Below are 20913 nucleotides of genomic sequence, written 5' to 3'. Positions count from 1 at the left end.
TTTGCAACGTAAACCGCATCGCACAGCCAAGGGGAATTTTCATGGAAGTATCCGCCCACATCGACACCTTTGCCCGGGACAACCTGCCCCCGGGCGAACAATGGCCTGAGTTCCTGCTGGACGGCCCCGACGTGGCCTATCCAAAGCGTTTCAATTGCGCGGTGGAATTGGTTGACGCGATGGTCGGCCGAGGCCACGGCGATCGCGTGGCGCTGCGCTGGCGCCAGGACGGCAAGCCGGCGACGATGACCTACGGCGAACTGGCCGCGCTGACGAACCGCATCGCGCGCGTGCTGACCGAGGACATGAAGCTGGTGCCCGGAAACCGCCTGCTGCTGCGCGGCCCGAACAATCCGATGATGGCGGCCTCGTGGCTGGCGGCGATCAAGGCGGGCCTGGTGACGGTGCCGACGATGCCGCTGCTGCGTTCGAAGGAACTGAAGCAGATCATCGAGAAGGCGCAGATCCAGGCGGTGCTGTGCGACGTGCGCCTGAAGGACGAGGCGCAGTTCTGCGCGCAGCCGGATCACGAGAACCACTGCCCGGGTCTGGCGCAGGTGATGTACTTCAACGATTCGGCGCCGGATGCGCTGGACGCGCTGGCGGCCGGCAAGCCTGACACGTTCGAGGCGTGCGATACGGCGGCGGACGATGTGTGCCTGATCGCGTTCACCAGCGGCACGACGGGCTCGCCGAAGGGCTGCATGCACTTTCATCGCGATGTGCTGGCGATGTGCGACCTTTTCCCGAAGCATGTGATCAAGCCGGGGCCGGACGACATTTTCTGCGGCACGCCGCCGCTGGCGTTCACGTTCGGGTTGGGCGGGTTGTTGTGCTTCCCGCTGCGAGTGGGCGCGAGCACGGTGCTGGCCGAGAAGCTGTCGCCGGAAAGCCTCTTGGAACTGATCCAGGAGTTCCGCGCGACGATCGTGTTCACGGCCCCGACCTTCTACCGCCAGATGGCGGCGCTGGTGGGCAAGTTCGATCTGTCGTCGCTGAAGAAGAGCGTGTCGGCGGGCGAAGCGCTGCCGGATGCGACGCGTCAGCTCTGGAAGGACGCAACGGGGATCGAGATGATCGACGGCATCGGCGGCACGGAGATGATCCACGTGTTCGTGTCGAGCCCGCCGGAGTCGGTGCGCCGCGGTGCGATTGGCCGCGTGGTGCCGGGGTATGTGGCGCAGATCGTTGACGATGAGATGAAGCCGGTGCCGAACGGGACGGTGGGCCGGTTGGCGATCAAGGGGCCGACGGGCTGCCGCTATCTGGCGGACGAGCGCCAGCGCCGGTTCGTGCAAGACGGCTGGAATCTGCCGGGCGATACGTTCGTGCAGGATGACGACGGCTATCTGTTCTACCAAGCGCGCAACGACGACATGATCGTGTCGGCGGGCTACAACATCGCGGGTCCGGAAGTCGAGGACGCGCTGCTGCGCCATGAGGCGGTGGCGGAGTGCGGGGTGGTGGGCGCGATGGACGACGAGCGCGGTCAGGTGGTGAAGGCGTTTGTGGTGCTGAAGCCGGGGTTTGCGCCAAGCGCAGAGCTGGTGACGGCGATGCAGACGTTCGTGAAGGCGAATATTGCGCCCTACAAATATCCGCGCGCGATCGAGTTCGTGGATACGTTGCCGCGGACCGAGACGGGCAAGTTGCAGCGGTTTGCGCTGCGCAAGATGGCATAGGCATCGCAAGCATCAAGGAAACATCATGGCAGCACCCATCACGACGGCTCCTTTCGTGAGCCAGGTAGAAGTCCGATTCCGTCATTGCGATCCGGCGGGCATCGTGTTCTATCCGCGCTATTTCGAGATGATCAATGATTTCGTCGAGGAGTGGTTCGACAAGGGAATGGGGTTGCCGTTTCATGCGCTACATGTGGAGCGGCATATCGGTACGCCGATGGCGTCGGTGACGTGCGATTTCAGCGCACCGAGCCGGTGGCACGAGAAGCTGCACCAGACGCTGTCGGTGCAGCGCATCGGTGGGGCGTCGTTCAAGGCGCTGGTGCGGTTTGAAGGGCCGGAGGGGCAGTTGCGGTTGTCGGCGACGCTGACGATTGTGACGGTGGATCTGCGGACGATGAAGTCGATGCCGCTGCCTGCGGATCTGCGGGAACGCATGCAGCATTTTCTGGCAACCGCGGCATAAGCGGGCGCCACCCTGTGGTTTGTTTATTTGATCAATAGGATGAGACGTTATGAAGATTCTGCAACCGCCGGATTGGATGGCGCCCCGGGGCTATTCGAATGGTGTGCTGACCGAGATGCAGGTGGGCAGCAAGATCGTGTTTGTGGGCGGACAGGTGGGATGGAACGGGCAGCAGCAGTTCGAGTCCGATGACTTCGCGGACCAGGTGCGTCAAGCGCTGCTGAACATCGTGCAGATTCTTGCCGAGGGTGGGGCGAAGCCTGAGCATATCGTGCGGATGACTTGGTATGTGACGGACAGGAAGGAGTACGTCGCTGCTTATCCGGGCATTGGTAAACACTACCGGGAGTTGATCGGTCGGCATTTTCCGGCGATGACGGCGGTGGAAGTGGCCGCTCTGGTGGAGGATCGCGCGAAGGTGGAGATCGAGGTCACCGCGGTTGTGCCTGCGCAGTAGTTTTTATGGTTTGACGGTGTATCGAAGGTTCGCCGCTTTTGCTTCCCGGCCGGCACCGGGCGGCGAGGGCGGCGGGCCTTCGGTGCTTGTGGGGCGGATTTTCTTGTGAGCATGCCGCTGAAGTCAGGTGTCTGACACCCGCATGAGAAAGTCGTCATTGCGCGGCGGTATTCGCCGGGTGTCTGACACCGTGCGCGATGCGTAGGACTGATTCGGGTGTCTGACACCCTGCGCAGTGCATAGGTCCGTTTGCTAGATGTCTGGCCGTCGTCGATGATTCGCCGGTCGCGGTTCTTAAGACGCCCGGCGCGTCGTCGGTCTGGGGCGCGCGGGGCTACGATTGCGGTCCGGAGCCTTCGCTCCGGACTGCCCCGTCGTCATCGTCGTTGTCGCCTGCGGCGACTGCCTTCCGATTCCCTCGGGCGCATCTACACGCCCCGCGCGCCCCAGACCGCCGCCACGCCGGGCTGGGGCGGTTTCAGCTCGTCGGACGGCGGGGGGGATTGAGTTCTTGAGGTTCTTGGCTGCGGTTGCACGGGCATGAAGCGTCTTGCGGGGCCCGCCCCACGTCGGCCGCGCGGGCGGCCTGGTGGGGCTTACGCAGCGTCTCGCGTCACGGGCCTGCGCTGCGCGCTTGCGGCGCGAGGGCTGATGCCGGTGTCGGACGCCTATCGCAGGCACGTAGGACAGATTCGGGTGTCATACACCGCAATCCGGGATCAGTTGCCCGCGCGTCGCGTCTCTTTCGGCAGTTCCCCGAACCGTTCCCGGTAATACTCCGAGAACCTCCCCAGATGCCCAAACCCCACGCTCAGCGCCACCTCCGTGACGCTCGCATCCGGCTGCGTCTTCAGCCGGCTCCTCGCCGCATCCAGCCTGAATGCGCGTAGCGCATTCATCGGCGTCGTATTCCGGTGTTCCTGAAAAAGCCGGGTCAGCGCGGTGGCACTGGCACCAGCGTGGCGCGCGATGGTGTTCAGCGTCAGAGGAGCCCCCAGGCGTTCTCGCATGAAGGCCTCGGCGACGCTCAAGCGGCGCGGGACCGTGTTGGGCTGGCCCGCGTGGTTTTGCCAAGTATTGGGCTGGTTGTAGAGCAGGTGCAAAACCAGCGTGTCTTCCAGATGCTCCAGCCACGCCGCGGGCGGGCGGCGGGCGCCGTCGTCCAAGGTGGGCAGCAAGTGGATCAGGCTGCCCATCATGCTGCGCCAGGCGGCGCCGATGGGGGTGTCCAGGCGCAGGGCGGGGCTGAAGTCCAGGGGGCGGGTGGCGGCTTCGCCGAAGGCGCGTTGGCCCATGGCTTCCAGTTTGCCTCTTGGGATCTTTAGCAGCAGTTGTTCGCAGCCGGCTTCCCAGTGCAGCCGAAGGCGGCGGTTGGGGGCGATGACGGCGGCGCAGTCGGGGTCGGCGTTGACGCCTTCGTCGCCGCATTCGATGCGGGCGCGGCCGCGTAGGGGGACCTGCACCAGCATGAAGTCCTGGAGGCGGTCGGGTTCGATGTGGACTTCGGCGCCGTAGCGCAACGTACAGACGGTGAGGGAGCCGAAGCGGCCGCGGTTCAGTTCGGCGTCGACACGGCCGCCTTTCCAGGTGAGGCGGTGGTCCTTGAGGGCTTCGGACACGCGGGCGCGGGTCTCATCCTGTTGCGTGGAGCTGAAGACGCGCCGTTTCAGCAAGGGCGCCAGCTCTAGTCGGGACCAGCCGTGCATGGAAGCCTCCGGGACGGGACCGATCCCGTATCTGGGGGCAGCGTAATGGAATCGCGCGTCATTGGGAATTAAGTGAATCCCGGATAAGCCTGGCGGAATTCGGATAGAGCGGGGGGGGGCGCGGGCCTAATCTTGCCGGGAGGCGCGTGCACGGTGGGCGGGCCTGTTGGAATGGAGGCGCCGCGGCGCGTAAGCTGGGCGACTTGGATCGGCGGCATGCGTGTACCGACGGCAGACGGGTTCTGTCAGCTTTCCGCCAGCGTGGCTGGCGGCGAATACGGGGTGGCACATGAATCGAAATGGATGGAGCCGGCGCGCGCTGGCGGCATTGGTTTGCATGGGCGCTGCGGTGGGCGCGCCGGGTGTGGCGTCAGCGGCCGACAAGGTGAAGGTGGGGCTGCTGACGACGTTGTCGGGGCCGGGCGCGGCGCTGGGCAACGAGATCCGGGACGGCTTCAATCTGGCGCTGCAGCATACGGGCGGCAAGCTGGGCGGGTTGGCGGCGGAAGTGGTGGTGGCCGATGACCAGCAGAAGGCGGATACCGGGCGTCAGGCGGTGGAACGTCTTCTTAAGCGTGACCGCGTGAACGTGATGACGGGCATCGTGTTTTCGAATGTGCTGCTGCCGGTGATGCCGGCGATTCTGCAGTCGGACACGATTTATCTCAGCACCAATACTGGCCCGGAAAACTATGCGGGCGCGGGCTGTAATCCGAATTTCTTTGCGGTGGCCTGGCAGAACGAGGACATTCCGGCGGCGATGGGCAAGTACGCGGCCGATCAGGGGTACAAGCGCGTGGCGTTGATCGCGCCGGATTACCCGGGCGGGCGCGAGTCGCTGAACGGCTTCAAGCGTCTGTACAAGGGCGGCGTGGCCGAGGAGATCTACACGCAGCTCGGCCAGCTGGACTATGGCGTGGAGATTACGCAGCTGCGCGCGAGCAAGCCGGACGCGGTGTTTTTCTTTTTGCCGGGCGGGATGGGCGTGAATTTCATCAAGCAGTTCAACGGCGCGGGGCTGTCCAAGGACATCGCGCTGCTGGCGCCGGGATTTTCCGGGGATGAAGACACGATCGCGGCAGTGGGCGCGCCGATCAAGGGCCTGCGCAATACGGCGCAATGGGCGGCCGAACTCGACAACCCGGCCAACCGCAAGTTCGTCGAGGATTTCAAGAAGACCTACAACCGCAGCCCGTCGCTGTATGCGTCGCAGGGGTATGACGCGGCGATGCTGCTGGACAGCGCGGTGCGCCAGACGGGCGGCAAGCTGGATGCCGAGGCGCTGCGTCCGGCGTTGCGGCGTGCGGACTTCAAGTCGGTGCGTGGCGATTTCAAGTTCAACCGCAATCAGTACCCGGTGCAGAACTATTACCTGCGCGTGGTCGAGGCGGACGCCAGCGGCAAGCTGTCGAACAAGCTGTCGGGCACGGTGCTGACGCAATACCAGGATCCCTTCGCCGCCGCATGCCAGATGAAGTAGGCCGCCGCGGCTTTGCAAAACAGGAGATACGCATGACTGAACGCATTACGACGCGCGAGGTGACGATCGCCTCGCACGATGGCAAGTCCTTCGGCGCCTATCTGGCGGTGCCAGCCTCGGGCCGCGGCCCGGGCCTGGTGTTGTGCCAGGAGATTTTCGGCGTCAACGATTTCATGCGGCGCAGCGCGCAACTGCTGGCCGAGGAAGGCTATGTGGTGCTGGTGCCGGATCTGTTCTGGCGTCAGCAGCCGGGCATCCAGCTGACGGACGGGCCGGCGGACATGCCGCGCGCGTTCGAGCTGTACAAGGGCTTTGACGTGGATCTGGGCATCAAGGACATTGCGTCGACGCTGGCGGTGCTGCGCGAGCTGCCCGAACAGGAAGGCGGCGCTGGCGTGCTGGGCTATTGCCTGGGCGGCAAGCTGGCTTATCTGGCGGCGTGCCGCACGGACGCGGATGTGGCGGTGGGGTATTACGGCGTGGGCATCGAGGACAGCCTTGAGGAAGCCGGCAACCTGCGTGGCCGCCTGGTGCTGCACATTGCCGAGCAGGACGGGTTCTGTCCGCCCGAGGCGCGCAAGCGCATCCTGGAAGCGCTGGGCGGCAAGCCGGGCGTGGAGCTGTACGTGTATCCCGGCGTGGACCATGCGTTTGCACGCACGGGCGGCGATCACTACGACAAGCCGTCGGCGTTGATGGCGCACCAGCGCAGCATGGCGGCGCTGCAGCGCACGATCGGGCCGGAGTTCGATTATTCGTATCTGTGGGACAAGCACTGCGAATATGAATTCGGCACGCGCGACGTGGCGGCGACGATGGCGACGATGGTGGCCGAGCCTTACGTCAACCACATTCCGACGATGACGGGCGGTGTGGGGCACAAGGAGCTGTCGCGCTTCTATCAGCATCATTTCGTGAACAGCAACCCGCCGGACACGCGGCTGGTGCCGCTGTCGCGCACGGTGGGCGCGACGCAGATCGTGGACGAACTGCTGTTCTGCTTTACCCACACGACCGAGATCGACTGGATGCTGCCGGGCGTAGCGCCGACGGGCAAGTATGTGGAGATCCCGCTGGTGGCCATCGTGAAGTTCCGCGGCGACAAGCTTTATCACGAGCACATCTATTGGGATCAGGCGAGCGTGCTGGTTCAGGTGGGCCTGCTGAATCCGGCCGGCCTGCCCACTGCGGGCCGCGAGACGGCGGCCAAGCTGCTGGACGAAACCCTGCCTTCCAACACGCTGATGGCGCGCTGGAAGGACAGCGCGAACAAGTAGGGAGACGACATGCCATATACCGACGAACAACTGGCGGGGCTGGTGCGCGGCGACAGCGTGCACCGGGCCCTGTACACCGATCCGGCGATCTTCGACATCGAGATGCAGCGCATCTACGGCCGCGCGTGGATCTACGTGGGCCACGAAAGCCAGGTGCCCAAGACGGGCGACTATCACACGACGCGCCTGGGCGATCAGGACGTGCTGATGGTGCGCGCGGCCGATGGGCGCGTGCACGTGCTGTACAACCGCTGCCCGCACAAGGGCGCGAAGGTGGTGGCCGACGGCGAAGGCTGTGCGGGCAAGTTTTTCCGTTGCCCGTACCACGCGTGGACGTTCAAGCTGGACGGCAGCCATCTGGGCGTGCCGCTCAAGCAAGGGCTGGAAGGCACGTCGTACGATCCCACGGATCCGTCGTTTTCGATGCGGCGATTGCCGCGCGTCGAGAGCTACCGCGGCTTCGTGTTCGCGAGCCAATCCGCTGAAGGGCAGCCGCTTGTGGATTTTCTGGGCGGCGTGCGCTCGTCCATCGACAACCTGTGCGACCGTTCGCCGGTGGGCGAGGTGGAAGTCGCGGGCGGCATCTTCCGCGTGATGCAGCGGTCGAACTGGAAGGTGTTCTACGAGAACCTGCATGACACGATGCACGCGCGCGTTACGCATGAATCGTCGTATGCCGCGGCGCGCGACGAGGCCAAGGAAATGGGCGAGATGCCGCTCGAGCTGCACATCATGGATGGCAACGGCGAGCCCTACGAATTCTGGGAGAAGCTGGAGCTGCGCGCCTACGACAACGGCCACGGTTACATGGAAGGCATCTTCAATCCGGGCGCCGCCGAACGCGATCCGGTGTCGCGCGCGCACTTCGAGTCGCTGACCGGCGCTTATGGCGAGCAACGCGCTCGCGAGATCCTGGGGATGAACCGCCACAACACGGTGATCTACGGCAGCGGTTCGCCCCACACGGTGTTCCAGCAGTTCCGCGTGATCCGTCCGGTGGCGGTGGATCGCACCTTGATCGAGATCCAGACGTTTCGCTGCAAGGGCGCGCCGGAGGGCGTGTTCAAGCGCGCGATGCTGTACGCCAACGTCATCAATTCGCCGTCGTCCAACGTGATGCCGGACGACATCGAGCTCTACAACCGCTGCCAGGAAGGCAACGCGACGCGGGGCGGCGACTGGGTCAGCATGCACCGGTATCACGGCACGGACCGCGTCGAGCCCGACGGCATGGTGTCCGTGAACGGCACCAGCGAATTGCCCATGCGCAATCAGTTCCGCGCGTGGAAGGCTTACATGGAGGCGGGCGCCGGGACCGGCGCAGACGCCACGGCCAAGGGAGACGGCGCATGCTGCTAGATCTGGATTTCGACGTCGGCACCGCGAATCTTGCGCCGGCCGACGTGCCCGCCGACGCCTACCATCGCATCGCGCAGTTCCTGTACCGCGAGGCGCGGTTGCTGGACGAGCGGCGCTATGACGAGTGGCAGGCGCTGTGGACCGAGGACGGCATGTACTGGATGCCGCGCAAGCATGGTCAGGAAAGTCCGTACGACTTCATCTCGATCTTCTGGGAAGACCGCATGCTGCGCGACGTGCGCATCCGGCGCCTGGAGCATCCGCGCAACTGGTCGCAGCAACCGCCGACGCGCAGCGTGCGGCTGGTGGGCGGCGTGCAGGTCGAGGGTGTGGATGCAGCCGGCAACCTGGTGGTGCACTCGGTCTTTCAGATGACCGAATGGCGCAAGCGGCAGCCGCGCCAGCTTGCAGGCCGTTATACGCACAAGCTGGCCGCCGAGGGCGATGGCTGGCGCATCCGCATGAAGCGCGTGGACCTCGTGAACTGCGACGATGCGCACGATGCGTTCGAGGTGTTTGTGTGATGAGCGCGGACGTGGCGGTGCTGGCGCTGCACTATCAGAACGATGTGCTGCATCCGGATGGCAAGATCCGCGTCGGGCTGGATGCCGACAGCGGGGCGCGCCAGCGCCTGCTGGACAACGCCGCGGCATTGCTAGCGGGCGCGCGGTCGCACGCGCTGCCCATCGTGCACGTGCGCATCGCGTTTCGTCCGGACTACGCGGACCTGCTGCCCAATTGCGAGATCTTCCGCAACGTGGCCACGATCGGCGCGGTGCCGGAAGGGCAGTGGGGCAGCGCGTTCTACGATGGCCTGCATCCGCTGGCGGGCAGCGCGCGCGAGTTCGTCGTCAAGCACACGCGCATCAGCGCGTTCTACGGCACGCCGCTGGAGGAAACCCTGCGGCTGCTGGGCGCGCGGCGGCTGGTGGTGGCGGGCGTGGCGACGCATTCGGTGGTCGAGGGCACGGTGCGCCATGCCGCGGATATCGGCTTCTCGGTGATGGTGGCCGAAGATGCCTGCGCGTCGGCCGATCCGGCGGTGCACGAGGCGTCGCTGGCCAGCATGCGGCTGATCGCGCAGACGGGCTCGGTGCACGACGCGGTACGCTGGGCCGCCGCGCCAAACTGACAAGGAAGACACATGGATTTCTCAGGCTTTCCCGGCCTGGCGGGCAAGACCGCCATCGTCACCGGCAGTACGCAAGGCCTGGGCGCGGATATCGCGCGCGGCCTGGCGGCGGCGGGCGCCAACGTCGTGCTGGTCGGCCGCAACGCCAAGGCAGGCGAGGCGCTGGCCAAGGCGTTGGGCGAACGCGCGCTGTTCTGCGAAACCGATATCGGGGAGGACGCCCAGATCCAGGCCTGCATCGACGCCGCGCTGGCGCGCTTTGGCCGGCTGGATTTCCTGGTCAACAACGCCTGCCAGTATGCGGACCGCGGGCTGGCATCGTCGCGGGAGGAATGGCATCGGACGCTGGACACGAACCTCGTGTCGGCGGCGATCTTCACGCAGCTGGCGGCTGCGCATCTGCCCCGCGGCGGCGTGGTCGTGAATCTGGGCAGCACGGGCGGCAAGTTCGGCGCGGCCGGACGCGCGCTGTATCCGGCGTCCAAGGCGGCGCTGCTGCAGATCACGAAGAATTTCGCGGTGGAATTGGCGCCGGCCGGTGTGCGTGTGCTGGCCGTGTCGCCGGCGTGGACCTGGTCGCCGTCGGTGGAACAGCTGTCGGGCGGATCGCGCCAGGCAGCCGATGCGGTGGGCGCGCATTTTCATCCGCTTGGCCGCGTGGGTTCCGGCGAGGAGATCGCGGCTGCTGTGTGCTTTGCGTGCTCCGACGCGGCATCGTGGATGACGGGCGTCGACATTCCCGTGGACGGCGGCTTCTCGATCCTGGGCCCGGACCGCGGCATCTCGCCGCGCGTGTGGTTCAAGGAATTGATGCCGGACGACGGCGCCTGAGAGGGGCGCCTGAGAGGGCCGCCTGAGAGGGTGTCAGACACCCGACTTAGTCCTAAGCCGGTCGGAGGGGTAAGCCGCAGGGGGGGCAGCCCCCCGATTGGGTGCTATGTCCGTTCCGCACGAGGGCTGCGCGGCTGCCAACGCCTTCGCGCGCCCATCAGCGAATCACGATCTCGCCTTCTTCCAGGCCAGCCTTGCCGCCCACCTGGTCTTCCAGGAACTCCTGCATCTTGTTGCCCAGCTGAATCTTGGTGCCGCTACAGAACCGCCGCGTGGCGGCGATGGTGGCGTTCTGCTGGGGCAGCAGGTCGCGGGCCAGTTGCGCTTCCTCGGTTTCCAGCCCGGCCAGGTCGCCGATGAGCTTGGTGTGCGTGTTGCGCGCGCGTTCGACCACGTCGCCCGTGGCCCGTTGCGGGTTCGCCTGCAGGAACATCAGCAGTTGTTCCAGCTTGGCCTTTTCCTCGTTCATCTTCAGGCGCTTGCGCGTGAGCGCCGAGCGTTTGATGTCTGCGTGCGGGTCCAGGCCTGCCTGCACCAGCGTCGGAATGCCTGCGGGCGAGCCGATGGTGCCGGCGCGCACCGCCAGCAGCGCGCGGGTCTCGCCGCCCGTGATGGCGCTTTGCTGCGTGTTGGGCGGGCCGACGTTCACGCTGCCGCCGGCGGCGATGCTGCACTGGCGGATTTCACGTTCGACGTCGATGTCCTGGCCCGCGCTGATGACGGCGTTCTCGATGAACTTGGCCCGCAGCGTGCCGCCGCAGACGATGTGCGCGGTGCGCGGCGTTCCCGAGGCGTCGTGCACGGTTTCGGCCATGCCGATGATGCCGCCCTTGACGGTGACGCTGCCGCCGGCCTCGACCAGCGCGGCTTCGATGGTGCCGTTGACGACCACGTCACCGGTCACGCGCACTTCCATGGTGGCGGCGATGTCGCCGCGCACCTGCAGGGAGCCTTCGAAGTTGATGTTGCCGGTGGACAGGTTGACGGCGTCCACCTCCACCATGGGGTTGACCTGCACGCCGTGGGTGATGAGCGTCGGCGTGCCGGAAATGGCCGCGCGCAGCAGCAGCGGATCTACCGGATCGATCTCGACGCCGGACAGTTCCTTGGAAAACGGGGTGTCCGGCAACTCGTCGGGCAGCACGGGCTCGCCCAGCACGTTGGTGCCGTCCACGCCGGGCAGCGGCGGAAAGCGGCGCATGAGCGGCGTGCCGGGCGACACAAGCAGCAGGCTGCCGAGATCGCGGTAATCCACCTGCGCCAATTCGTCGATGTCCTCGGCGCGAGGCTTCAGGCGGTCGAGCAGGCTTTCAAAGCGGGTGGGCGTGCCGCGCGTGGGCGGCGTGCCCTGCGCGGCCAGGATGGTTTCTGCGCGTCCCAACGCCACGGCCTCGGCCAGCGCGCCGTCCAGCACGCCATGCACGATGCCCTGATCCGCCAGGGCCTGGCGCACCGCTTCCAGCGTGATGGGCTTGCCGCCCTTGGGCGGGTGCAGCGTCAGCGTTGCCGCCATGAGGGTGGCGTTCAGCTCGATGTCGAAGCTGCCGTCCACGACCTTGCCGACGGGGCTCTGGACGGGCTCGGTGGCCGTGCGGCACAGGTCGATGAAGGCGACGATGGCGTGATTGTCGAGCGCATCGGGGCCCCAGCCTTGCGCGGCCGCGGCAGCGACCAGCACGTCCCACGTCGGAAGGTCGGTGTTGACCGGCAGGGCGTCGGCTTCGTCGGCAACCGCAACGTCGGCATCCTCGTCGGCGGTCTGGGCATCGGCCCGGGAGGCGGGCGGTGAACCAGCCGGTGCATCGGCAGGGTCGCCGCCTTCCGCTTTCGCTGTGCCGGGTGCGCCGTCGGCGACGGCGGATTCGGGACGAGGTGGCGGCGTATACACCGCCGTCAGGACGTTGGTGTCGGCATCCAGTATCAACTGGAGCAAGTTTTCTGCGCCCATTTCACCCTCTCTCCGATTCCGGCACGAGCGGCCGGTTCAATCATTTGGTAATTGAACGAAATATTACGTCATATTCTTTGCCGGGACGATCTTTACCGGCGGTAACAGTCAAAATTTATCGGCCGCATGGCCTAGTCGCGTCCCCGATTTTCCCTGGGAAACGTGCGCGCCATCGCGATCTAGATCATCGGCAGGAAAGACAGGACCGGGATGGCGCAAGCAGCATAAGGGCTCGCCAACGCGTCTCAGGACGCCGCCGGAGCCCCGTCCCATGTTCCAACCACCTTCCTCCATTCTTTCGGCCACGCGCGCCATCCTGGCGCGCGCCGGCGGGATGGCGGCGCTGGCGACGGGTGCTCTGGCGCTGGCGGCCGCCCCGCCCGTGCAGGCCGCCGACACCTACCGCTACAAGGATCCGTTCGGCGTCTGGCGCACGATGAAGGTGCCAACCGGCACCGGTAAATACTACAAGCGCGCGCAAGCAAGAACCGCGCTGCGCGGCGGCGCCGAGAAATTGTGCCTGACCTGTGAGCCGGAAGCCGGTGATGGCGCCCGCCGCGTCACACGCGCGCCCGCCGAACCGGCGTTGCGCTGGAGCACCGTCAAACCCACGACCAAGCACGACAATCTGATCGCCCGCGCTGCATTGGATTCGGGAGTCGACCAGGCGTTGCTGACGGCCGTCATCGCCATCGAATCGGGCTTTCGCAGCGATGCCCGCTCGCCCAAGGGTGCGTTGGGCCTGATGCAATTGATGCCGGCCACGGCGGCGCCGTTGCTATCGGTGGATGACGTGGAACGTGCGCTGGTGGATCCGGCGACCAATGTGCAGGCCGGATCGCGCCACCTGCGCCGGCTGATCGACCGGTATCCGGGCCGCCTGGATCTTGCGCTGGCCGCGTACAACGCGGGCGAGGGCGCGGTGCGCAAGTACGACGCAGTGCCGCCGTATGCGGAAACCCAGGCCTATGTGAAGAATGTGACGGCGCTGTACGAGCAGTACAAGGCGCCGTGACGCAAGCGGGCGCGAAGCCCGCTCCGGACAACCGCTTAAAGCCCTGCGAACACCTTGTCCGCGATATCCAGCGTGGCCTGGATGACGGTGTCGTCGTGCGTGGCCGACACGAAGCCCGCTTCGAACGCGGACGGCGCGAAGTGCACGCCGTTGTCCAGCATGGCATGGAAGAAGCGGTTGAATGCCGCCGTGTCGCAGGCCGAGACCTGCGCGAACGAGGCCGGGATGCTGTCGCTGAAGTAGATGCCGAACATGCCGCCCACCGAGTCCGCCGAGAAGGGCAGGCCGGCCTTGCGCGCGCGTTGCTGCAAGCCTTGCGCCAGCTTGGCGGTCTGCGCCGACAGATTCTCGTAGAAGCCCGGCGCGCCGATCAGTCGCAGCGTGGCCAGACCCGCTGCCACGGCCACCGGATTGCCGGACAGCGTGCCGGCCTGGTAGACGCCGCCCAGCGGGGCGATGTGCTTCATGACTTCGGCGCTGCCGCCGAAGGCGCCCACCGGCATGCCGCCGCCGATCACCTTGGCCAGCGTGGTGATGTCGGGCTTGACGCCCGTCAGGCCCTGCACGCCTTGCGGTCCCACGCGAAAGCCCGTCATGACTTCGTCGAAGATCAGCAGCGCGCCGTGTTGCGTGCAGACCTCGCGCAGGCCTTCCAGGAAGCCGGGCGCGGGCTTGATGAGGTTCATGTTGCCGGCGACCGGCTCCACGATGATGCAGGCGATGTCGGCGCCGTGCTGCGCAAAGGCTTCGCGCACGGCATCCAGGTTGTTGTATTCCAGGGTCAGCGTGTGCGAGACGAACTCAGGCGGCACGCCGGCCGAGCTGGGATTGCCGAAGGTCAACAGTCCCGAGCCGGCCTTGACCAGCAGGCTGTCCGAATGGCCGTGATAGCAGCCTTCGAACTTCACGATCTTGGCGCGGCCGGTGGCGCCACGTGCCAGACGGATCGCCGTCATGGTGGCTTCGGTGCCCGAGCTGACCAGTCGCACCTGTTCCAGCGACGGCAGGCGCGAGATCAGCACTTCGGCCAGCTCGATTTCCGCTTCAGTCGGCGCGCCGAACGACAGGCCGTTGACGGCCGCTTCCCGCACCGCGCGCACCACTTCCGGGTGCGAGTGGCCCAGAATGGCCGGGCCCCACGAACCCACGTAGTCGATGTACTGCTTGTCTTCCGCGTCCCACACATACGGACCTTGCGCGCGCTTGATGAAGCGCGGCGTGCCGCCCACGGAGCGGAAAGCGCGCACGGGCGAATTGACGCCGCCGGGGATGCTGCGGCAGGCGCGGTCGAAGAGCTGAGCGTTACTGGACATGGCGATCAAGGCTTACGGTTGGAGTTGGCGGAATAGGGCGCGGAGCAGGCCGCGGCGGCGGCCCGGACGCTGGGCGCCTCGAACAGCGCCGTGATGACGGCGATGGCGTCGGCGCCGGCCTGGGCCACGAGCGGCGCATTGGCGGGCGTGATGCCCCCGATGGCGACCACGGCGGGCCGGGGCGCGTCGCGCTCGTCGGCAAGGCGGCGGGCTTCGGTCAGGACGGAAAGCGGCGCGCGCACCGTGTCGGGTTTGACGGTGGACGCGAACATGGCGCCGAACGCGATGTAGTCTGCGCCCGCGTCGAGCAATTCACGTGCCCGCGTCAGGTCGTCGTAGCTGGAGCCGCCCAGGATCAGATCGGGGCCGGCTTCGCGGCGGATGTGCGCCAGGCTTTCGTCGTCGCGCCCCACGTGCGCGCCGTCTGCGCCGACGTCCAACGCCAGGCGCCAGTCGTCATTGATGAGAAACACCACACCCAGTTCGCGGCACAGCGGCGCCAGGGCGCGGGCCTGCGCGGCGCGTACGGCGTCGGGCACGTTCTTGCGGCGCAATTGCAGCGACCGCATGCCGCCCGCAGCCGCGTCACGCACAGCCTTCAGCAGGCGGTCGGTGTCGTCCCATTCAGGCGTCACGCCATACAGGCCGGTGGGAAAACGCAGCGATTTCATTGGGGCAGGATCCGGTTGGGAATGCGCCGGCCCATGCCCGGCAGGAAGCTGGCGGCCACGGCGGCGTCGGCGTGGACCAGACCCTGGCGCACGGCCTCCGGCATTTCCAGGCCCTGCGCCAGCATGGCGGTGATCGCGGTGGCGGCCAGGCCGCCGGCATCGCCGTTGCGGTCGGGGGGCGCCTGCCAGGGCCACGTATGGGTCTGGCCGCCGGGTCCGAGCAGTACGTTGGCGAAGTGGCCGGGGCGCTGGGGGCTGCCCAGCACCAGGACCCACGCCGCGCCGGCCGCCACGAGGGCGTGCATGGGAGTAGGTGCGTCCCCGATATCGATGTCGCCGTCGGCGTGCCACTGGGCGAGGCGCAGGTGTTCAATGACCAGCAGGTCGGTCTGCGGCAGCACCAGTTCGAGGGTCGCGGCCAGCAGGTCGTCGGCTTCGTCCTCGTCGGCGGCATTGGCGGGCACCTGCGCGCGCTGACCCAGGTGCAGCACCAGCGGGACCTGGCTGTAGTCGGCGGCAACCTGCGCCGCCACGCTTGCCGTTTCCGCGGTGTATAGTCCGCCCACCTTGATGGCCTGAACCGACATGTCTTCGAGCAGGCAACGCGCCTGGTCGTCCAGCAGATCGGGGGAAACGGGGTGGATTTCTTCGATGCCGGCGGTGTCCTGCACGGTCAGCGCGGTCACGGCCGCCAGGCCATGACAGCCGAGACGGGCGCAGGTGACGGCATCCGCGGGCAAACCGTCTGATCCCGAGGGATCGAGCGGGCCGAAGACCAAAACGAGAGGGGGAGTAACGGGGGCCACGTGACAGTGCTTGATTGAGGGCGCCCCGGCTCATTTGGCATGAATCAGGGGAACCCCTATTGGGTTTCGGTAAGATTGTCCCCATTCTAATGGAAGCCCCTCACCTTTGCCCCACCGCGGGGACGCCGGTGGGGTTTTGATGTAAGAGAGAACTATGCGTACTTGGATGTGTCTGATTTGCGGCTGGGTCTATGACGAAGAGGCCGGCCTGCCCGACGAAGGCATTGCACCCGGCACCCGCTGGGAAGACGTGCCGCCAAACTGGGTCTGTCCCGAATGCGGCGCCCGCAAAGAGGACTTCGAACTGATGGAAATCTGAAACCGTCACGCCGACAACTTCCGCCAGGGCTCGTAAGATGGGGCATACCCCATTCTTCGTAACCGCCGGACTGCCGCCAGGCATGACGTTTGCGTCTGCGCAATCACTCCCAACGGTTTTCTCAGACTACCCATGAAGGGGTTGCCATGACGGAAAAACACCACGAAAACGCCAGCACCGAGGCGGCCAACTTCGCCAACCAGTTCCTGATCGCCATGCCGGGCATGGTCGAAGGAAGCCTGGCGGGTTCCGTCATCTACGTGTGCGAGCACACTGACCGCGGCGCGCTGGGACTGGTCATCAACCGTCCCACCGATCTCACGCTGGGCACGCTGTTCGAACGCATCGACCTGACGCTCGAGATCGGACCCGTCAAGGACACGTTCGTCTTCTTTGGCGGACCGGTCCAGACGGATCGCGGCTTTGTGCTGCACGCGCCCGCCGGCGACTACAGTTCCAGCATCAAGCTGGGCGACATGGCGCTGACCACCTCGCGCGATGTGCTGCAGGCGGTGGCCGATGGCAACGGGCCGGCACGCATGCTGGTCACGCTGGGCTACGCCGGCTGGGGCGCAGGCCAGCTCGAAAGCGAAATGGGCCAGAACGCCTGGCTGAGCGTGAGCGCGGACGCGCACATCATCTTCGACGTGCCGCCCGAGGAACGCTACCCCGCCGCGCTCAAGCTGCTGGGCATCGACCCGGTCATGCTGGCGGGCGACGCTGGCCATGCCTGAAGAAACCCTGCTTGCCTTCGATTTCGGCGAAAAGAAGATCGGCATTGCCATCGGCAATACGCTGACGCGGCAGGCGCGTCCGCTCGAAATCATCTTCAGTGAAGTCCGCGACGCGCGCTTCGGCCGCATCGCGGCACTGCTGCAGGAATGGCAGCCGCACCGCGTCGTCGTCGGTCTGGCGCTGGACGCCGAAGGCGGCGAACAACCCGCCACGGCACGCTGCCGCCGCTTTGCCAACCAACTGAATGGCCGTTTCGGCATCGCCGTGGAACTGGTGGACGAACGCGGCTCCAGCATGGAGGCGCAACGCCTGCTCGGCACACATGCCGCGGACGACGCGATGGCGGCGGCGGTTATCCTGCAACGCTATCTGGATGCCTTGCCCGCGGTCTGACGGCCGCGGCCTGTCTTGCCCATGCTCAATCCGCAACTCGACCGCCGCGGCGAACTCACGCATCTGCTGACTACCGAAGGACTGCCGCGCCGGCACGTCGAGCGGCTGCTCGAGATGGCGCGCGCGCCGTCGGCGTCCGACGATTCGCCGCCGTCCATCGCGCCGGAAATGCCGGTATTTCTGTGTCTGCCCGACACGGACACCGCGGCCCGCGACGCCTACGCCGCTGCCGCGGCCAGCCTGGCGATGCTGCCGGTGCCGCTGGAAGCGCAAGCCATTGAGGCGCTTGCGGAAACGGCCGCTGCGCTGGCGCCGGGTGTGCTGATCCTGCGCCACGGCCAGAGCGGCGCGGCCCATTGCGCCGCGGCCCATGCCGCGCCCGGCCTGCACGTGCTCAATGCGGGCGACGGCCGGCATGCCGATCCCGTCCCCGCGTTGGCGCTGGTACAGGCCATCATCGAGATCAAACCTGACCTCACCAGCCTCGTCGTGACGCTGGTGGGCGACATCCGCCATTCGAGTGTGGCACGTTCCGTCATCCATCTGCTCACCACTCTGGGCGTGCCCGAAGTGCGCGTCGCCGCGCCGCGCACGCTGCTGCCTGACGGCCTGGCCCAACTGGGCGTGCGCGCGTGCGCAACGCTGCAGGAAAGCCTGAGCGATGCGGACGTGGTGATCGCGCTGCCGCTGAATGTCGAAGAAATCAGCGGCGCGCAGCTTCCGTCGGCGCGCGAATATGCCTGCACCCACGGCATCACGCTCGCGGCGCTGGCGTTTGCCAAGCCGGATGTGCTGCTGCTGCCCGCGGGCGGGCTGGTGCCGGGCGTGGAAGTGGATGGCGACATCGCCGCCGCCCTCGAACCCGCCGAGGCACGCGTCGCGGCGCTTGAACAACCCCTGCGCACGGCGGTGCTGCGCGTGCTGGCCGGAGCGGCGCCATGAGACTGCACATAGCCAACGGCCGGCTGATCGATCCCGCAAACGGCGTGGATGGTCAGCATGATCTCTACATTGCCGCGGGCCGCATCGTCGCGGTGGGCGCGGCGCCCGACGCCTTCCAGGCGGATCGGCGTATTGATGCAACGGGCCTGGCCGTGTTGCCGGGCCTGATCGATCTGTCGGCGCGCGTGACGCAGCCGGGCAACGCGGGATTTGCGCCCGGCGAACTGCGCGCGGCCTTGGCCGGTGGCGTGACGCGCCTGGTGCTGCCGCCCGATGCCGAAAATCCGCCGGACGAACCGACCAAGCTCGAGGCGCTGCTGCGCCACACGCAGGCGGGGCAGTGCGCAATCCACCCGCTGGGCGCGATGACCGTGGGCCTGGCCGGCGAAACACTGACCGAAATGGCGCTGTTGGCGCGGGCAGGCTGCATCGCGTTCGCACAGGGCGAGTCGCTCGTGGCGGACACGCGGGTGCTTTGGGGCGCGATGCGTTACGCAAGCGGTCTGGGCCAGACGCTATGGCTGCGTGCGCAAGACCCCTGGCTTGCACGGGGCGCCTCGGCCGCCAGCGGCGCGTACGCGGAACGCCTGGGCCTGGAAGGCATGCCGGCGCAGGCAGAGACGGTGGCGCTGCAGACGATCTTCGAATTGCAGCGCGCGACCGGCGCGCGCGTGCACCTGTCGCGCCTGTCGACAGCGGCCGGCGTGGAACTGTTGCGCGCGGCCCGCCGGGAAGGGCTGCCGGTCACGGCGGATGTGTCCACGAACAACCTGCTGCTGACGGACGTGGACATCGGCTTCTTCGACACGAATCATCGCCTGTCGCCGCCGGTGCGCGGCCAGCGTGACCGCGACGCGCTTCAGTCGGCGCTGGCGGAGGGCGTGATCGACGCGCTGTGCTCAGATCACACGCCGGTGGACGCACGAGGCAAGGCCGCCCCGTTCGCGGCCGCCACACCGGGCGCAACCGGTCTTGAACTGCTGCTGTCGCTGGCCCTGAAGTGGGCGCGCGACAGCCGCCGTTCAGTCGGCGACGCGTTGGCACGCGTGACGTCGGGCCCGGCCGCCGTGCTGTCCGCCGTCGCGCCGCACGTGGGTCCATGCGGCCACCTGGGCGTGGACGCGCCGGCAGACCTGTGTCTGGCGGACCTGGACACCGAATGGATGGTGATGCCGGCAGCGCTGCAAAGCCGCAGCGCCCAGACACCTTTCGCAGGTATGATGCTGCCCGGTCGAGTACGAGCCACCGTGGTCGGTGGCCAACCGGCCTGGGAGACTCCAGTTTGAAGCTGCTGCGCTTTGTCCTACGGCTGAGCCTTGTCCTGCCCCTGATCATTTTCGGCCTGCTGAGCGTGGGCCTGGCCTACCCCCTGATGCGCCCCGCAGCCCGCGCCCGGCTGAACCGCCGGTGGTCGCGCTGGCTGATGGCAGCCTGTGGCATCAAGGTCATCCTCAAGGGCGAACCACGCCTCGAAGGACCGGTGCTGCTGGTGGCCAACCACGTGTCCTGGGTCGACATCTTCGTCCTGAACTCGGCCCGCGCGACGTCTTTCGTGGCCAAGAGCGAGATCCGCGCCTGGCCGGTGATCGGCTGGCTGGTCGCCGGCGCAGGCACGCTGTTCATTGAACGCGGCCAGCGCCACGCGGTGCACGCGATGGGCGAGTCGATGCAGGCGCGCTTCAAACAGGGCGACGCGGTCGGCCTGTTTCCGGAAGGCACGACGACCGAAGGCTTCGAGCTCCTCCCTTTCCACGCCAGCCTCTTCGAACCCGCCCGCGCGGCGGCGGTTGAAATCCAACCCGTGGCGTTGCGGTTCATGCAGCACGGCAAGCGCAGCGGATATGCGGCGTTTGTGGGCGAGGAGTCTTTGGTGGGTAACCTTTGGCGGGTGCTGGGCGTGACGGGTTTATCCGTCGAAGTGGTGTTTCTGCCGCCGCTGGCTGCGCGTCATCCGGATGGGAGTCTGCCGACGCGGCTGGAGCTGTCGCATCAGGCTCGGGATGCGATTGCTCGGGTGCTTTGATTTGCGTAATTTCTGGCTGGCTTTGACCTAGCACCGTAGGTCTTTGTACGTTGCTTGCTGGTGATGCGGTGTTCGTTCTTGACGTGTCCAGCACGGTGACGTGCTTCGGGTTTTGAGACGTCCGGTGCGGTGGCGAGTATCGTTCTTGAGGCGTCCGGCACGGTGGCGTCCCGGGGCGCGCGGGGCCACGATTGCGGTCCGGAGCCTTCGCTCCGGACTGCCCCGTCGTCATCTTCGTCCAGGCCTACGGCCTTCCCTCTCAAGAAACTCCTCCTAAGCTGTTGATATTTCATTGGCTTTTTCTGGGGTGGCCAACGGTACCAAGCTGTAGCCCATGGTCTCTGCGCGCTTTGTCAGG

At 66.7% G+C, this 20913-nt stretch carries 21 protein-coding genes; 16 read left to right on the top strand and 5 right to left on the bottom strand.

Features of this window, described 5'->3' with window-relative positions; all coding sequences use genetic code 11:
* Positions 1-41: 41 nt before the first annotated feature.
* From HV681_RS25650 to HV681_RS25640, 3 genes are read left to right on the top strand one after another with little or no spacing between them, the layout of a single operon-like run.
* Complete coding sequence (locus HV681_RS25650; protein ID WP_175125935.1) at positions 42-1682, top strand: AMP-binding protein; 1641 nt, start codon at positions 42-44, stop codon at positions 1680-1682.
* A 25-nt stretch (positions 1683-1707) separates the two neighbouring features.
* Entirely contained in the window at positions 1708-2148 is a 441-nt protein-coding gene (locus tag HV681_RS25645; protein ID WP_175125934.1) for an acyl-CoA thioesterase, read from the top strand.
* Positions 2149-2197: 49 nt separating this feature from the next.
* The gene (locus HV681_RS25640) at positions 2198-2605 is read left to right on the top strand and encodes a RidA family protein (RefSeq protein WP_175125933.1); all 408 of its coding nucleotides are present in this window, start codon (positions 2198-2200) and stop codon (positions 2603-2605) included.
* A 719-nt stretch (positions 2606-3324) separates the two neighbouring features.
* On the opposite strand, the gene HV681_RS25635 is transcribed toward HV681_RS25640, so the two are convergent.
* Entirely contained in the window at positions 3325-4311 is a 987-nt protein-coding gene (locus HV681_RS25635; RefSeq protein ID WP_175125932.1) for an AraC family transcriptional regulator, read from the bottom strand.
* A 289-nt stretch (positions 4312-4600) separates the two neighbouring features.
* Between HV681_RS25635 and HV681_RS25630 the strand changes: the two genes are divergently transcribed.
* From HV681_RS25630 to HV681_RS25605, 6 genes are read left to right on the top strand one after another with little or no spacing between them, the layout of a single operon-like run.
* Positions 4601-5791, top strand: a complete 1191-nt coding sequence (locus tag HV681_RS25630) for an ABC transporter substrate-binding protein (RefSeq protein ID WP_175125931.1) — start codon at positions 4601-4603, stop codon at positions 5789-5791.
* 32 nt (positions 5792-5823) lie between these two features.
* Positions 5824-7068, top strand: coding sequence for a dienelactone hydrolase family protein (locus HV681_RS25625; protein WP_175125930.1), 1245 nt, complete (start codon positions 5824-5826; stop codon positions 7066-7068).
* A 9-nt stretch (positions 7069-7077) separates the two neighbouring features.
* A complete protein-coding gene (locus HV681_RS25620) occupies positions 7078-8427 on the top strand; it encodes an aromatic ring-hydroxylating dioxygenase subunit alpha (protein ID WP_175125929.1) in 1350 nt (449 codons plus the stop codon).
* The gene (locus tag HV681_RS25615; protein WP_105237233.1) at positions 8418-8951 is read left to right on the top strand and encodes an aromatic-ring-hydroxylating dioxygenase subunit beta; all 534 of its coding nucleotides are present in this window, start codon (positions 8418-8420) and stop codon (positions 8949-8951) included. Before HV681_RS25620 ends, HV681_RS25615 begins: the two co-directional genes overlap by 10 nt.
* Positions 8951-9559, top strand: coding sequence for a cysteine hydrolase family protein (locus tag HV681_RS25610; protein WP_175125928.1), 609 nt, complete (start codon positions 8951-8953; stop codon positions 9557-9559). The genes HV681_RS25615 and HV681_RS25610 overlap by 1 nt, the downstream gene beginning before the upstream one ends.
* A gap of 12 nt (positions 9560-9571) precedes the next feature.
* Positions 9572-10390 (top strand): SDR family oxidoreductase, encoded by an 819-nt coding sequence (locus HV681_RS25605; protein WP_175125927.1) that lies wholly within the window; start codon positions 9572-9574, stop codon positions 10388-10390.
* Between the two features lie 157 nt (positions 10391-10547).
* Here HV681_RS25605 and HV681_RS25600 read toward each other — a convergent pair whose 3' ends face one another.
* Entirely contained in the window at positions 10548-12338 is a 1791-nt protein-coding gene (locus HV681_RS25600) for a flagellar assembly protein A (protein ID WP_175125926.1), read from the bottom strand.
* A gap of 271 nt (positions 12339-12609) precedes the next feature.
* Between HV681_RS25600 and HV681_RS25595 the strand changes: the two genes are divergently transcribed.
* Positions 12610-13353 carry a lytic transglycosylase domain-containing protein gene (locus HV681_RS25595; RefSeq protein ID WP_175125925.1) on the top strand — a complete coding sequence of 248 codons (744 nt, stop codon included), beginning with the start codon at positions 12610-12612 and terminating at the stop codon, positions 13351-13353.
* 35 nt (positions 13354-13388) lie between these two features.
* Here the strand turns inward: HV681_RS25595 and hemL are convergent, their stop codons facing one another.
* From hemL to HV681_RS25580, 3 genes are read right to left on the bottom strand one after another with little or no spacing between them, the layout of a single operon-like run.
* On the bottom strand, positions 13389-14666 hold the full coding sequence (hemL, locus tag HV681_RS25590) for a glutamate-1-semialdehyde 2,1-aminomutase (RefSeq protein ID WP_175125924.1): 1278 nt from the start codon (positions 14664-14666) through the stop codon (positions 13389-13391).
* Between the two features lie 5 nt (positions 14667-14671).
* A complete protein-coding gene (gene thiE / locus HV681_RS25585; RefSeq protein WP_175125923.1) occupies positions 14672-15337 on the bottom strand; it encodes a thiamine phosphate synthase in 666 nt (221 codons plus the stop codon).
* On the bottom strand, positions 15334-16158 hold the full coding sequence (locus HV681_RS25580; protein ID WP_349677776.1) for a hydroxymethylpyrimidine/phosphomethylpyrimidine kinase: 825 nt from the start codon (positions 16156-16158) through the stop codon (positions 15334-15336). The genes thiE and HV681_RS25580 overlap by 4 nt, the downstream gene beginning before the upstream one ends.
* 139 nt (positions 16159-16297) lie before the next feature.
* Between HV681_RS25580 and HV681_RS25575 the strand changes: the two genes are divergently transcribed.
* The 6 genes from HV681_RS25575 to HV681_RS25550 all read left to right on the top strand — a co-directional run bounded on the left by HV681_RS25575 (position 16298) and on the right by HV681_RS25550 (position 20555).
* On the top strand, positions 16298-16462 hold the full coding sequence (locus HV681_RS25575) for a rubredoxin (protein ID WP_003814980.1): 165 nt from the start codon (positions 16298-16300) through the stop codon (positions 16460-16462).
* 146 nt (positions 16463-16608) lie between these two features.
* Positions 16609-17196, top strand: a complete 588-nt coding sequence (locus HV681_RS25570; protein WP_175125921.1) for a YqgE/AlgH family protein — start codon at positions 16609-16611, stop codon at positions 17194-17196.
* Positions 17189-17590 carry a Holliday junction resolvase RuvX gene (gene ruvX / locus HV681_RS25565; protein WP_175125920.1) on the top strand — a complete coding sequence of 134 codons (402 nt, stop codon included), beginning with the start codon at positions 17189-17191 and terminating at the stop codon, positions 17588-17590. Before HV681_RS25570 ends, ruvX begins: the two co-directional genes overlap by 8 nt.
* A gap of 21 nt (positions 17591-17611) precedes the next feature.
* The gene (locus tag HV681_RS25560; protein ID WP_175125919.1) at positions 17612-18532 is read left to right on the top strand and encodes an aspartate carbamoyltransferase; all 921 of its coding nucleotides are present in this window, start codon (positions 17612-17614) and stop codon (positions 18530-18532) included.
* Entirely contained in the window at positions 18529-19818 is a 1290-nt protein-coding gene (locus tag HV681_RS25555) for a dihydroorotase (RefSeq protein WP_175125918.1), read from the top strand. Before HV681_RS25560 ends, HV681_RS25555 begins: the two co-directional genes overlap by 4 nt.
* Positions 19815-20555 (top strand): lysophospholipid acyltransferase family protein, encoded by a 741-nt coding sequence (locus tag HV681_RS25550; protein ID WP_175125917.1) that lies wholly within the window; start codon positions 19815-19817, stop codon positions 20553-20555. The genes HV681_RS25555 and HV681_RS25550 overlap by 4 nt, the downstream gene beginning before the upstream one ends.
* Positions 20556-20913: the final 358 nt, after the last annotated feature.

It is taken from the genome of Achromobacter animicus, from assembly GCF_902859585.1.
Classification (GTDB): Bacteria; Pseudomonadota; Gammaproteobacteria; order Burkholderiales; family Burkholderiaceae_B; genus Achromobacter; species Achromobacter animicus.
The sequence above is the reverse complement of the archived record's forward strand: the minus strand, read 5'-3'. Positions and strand labels throughout refer to the sequence as shown.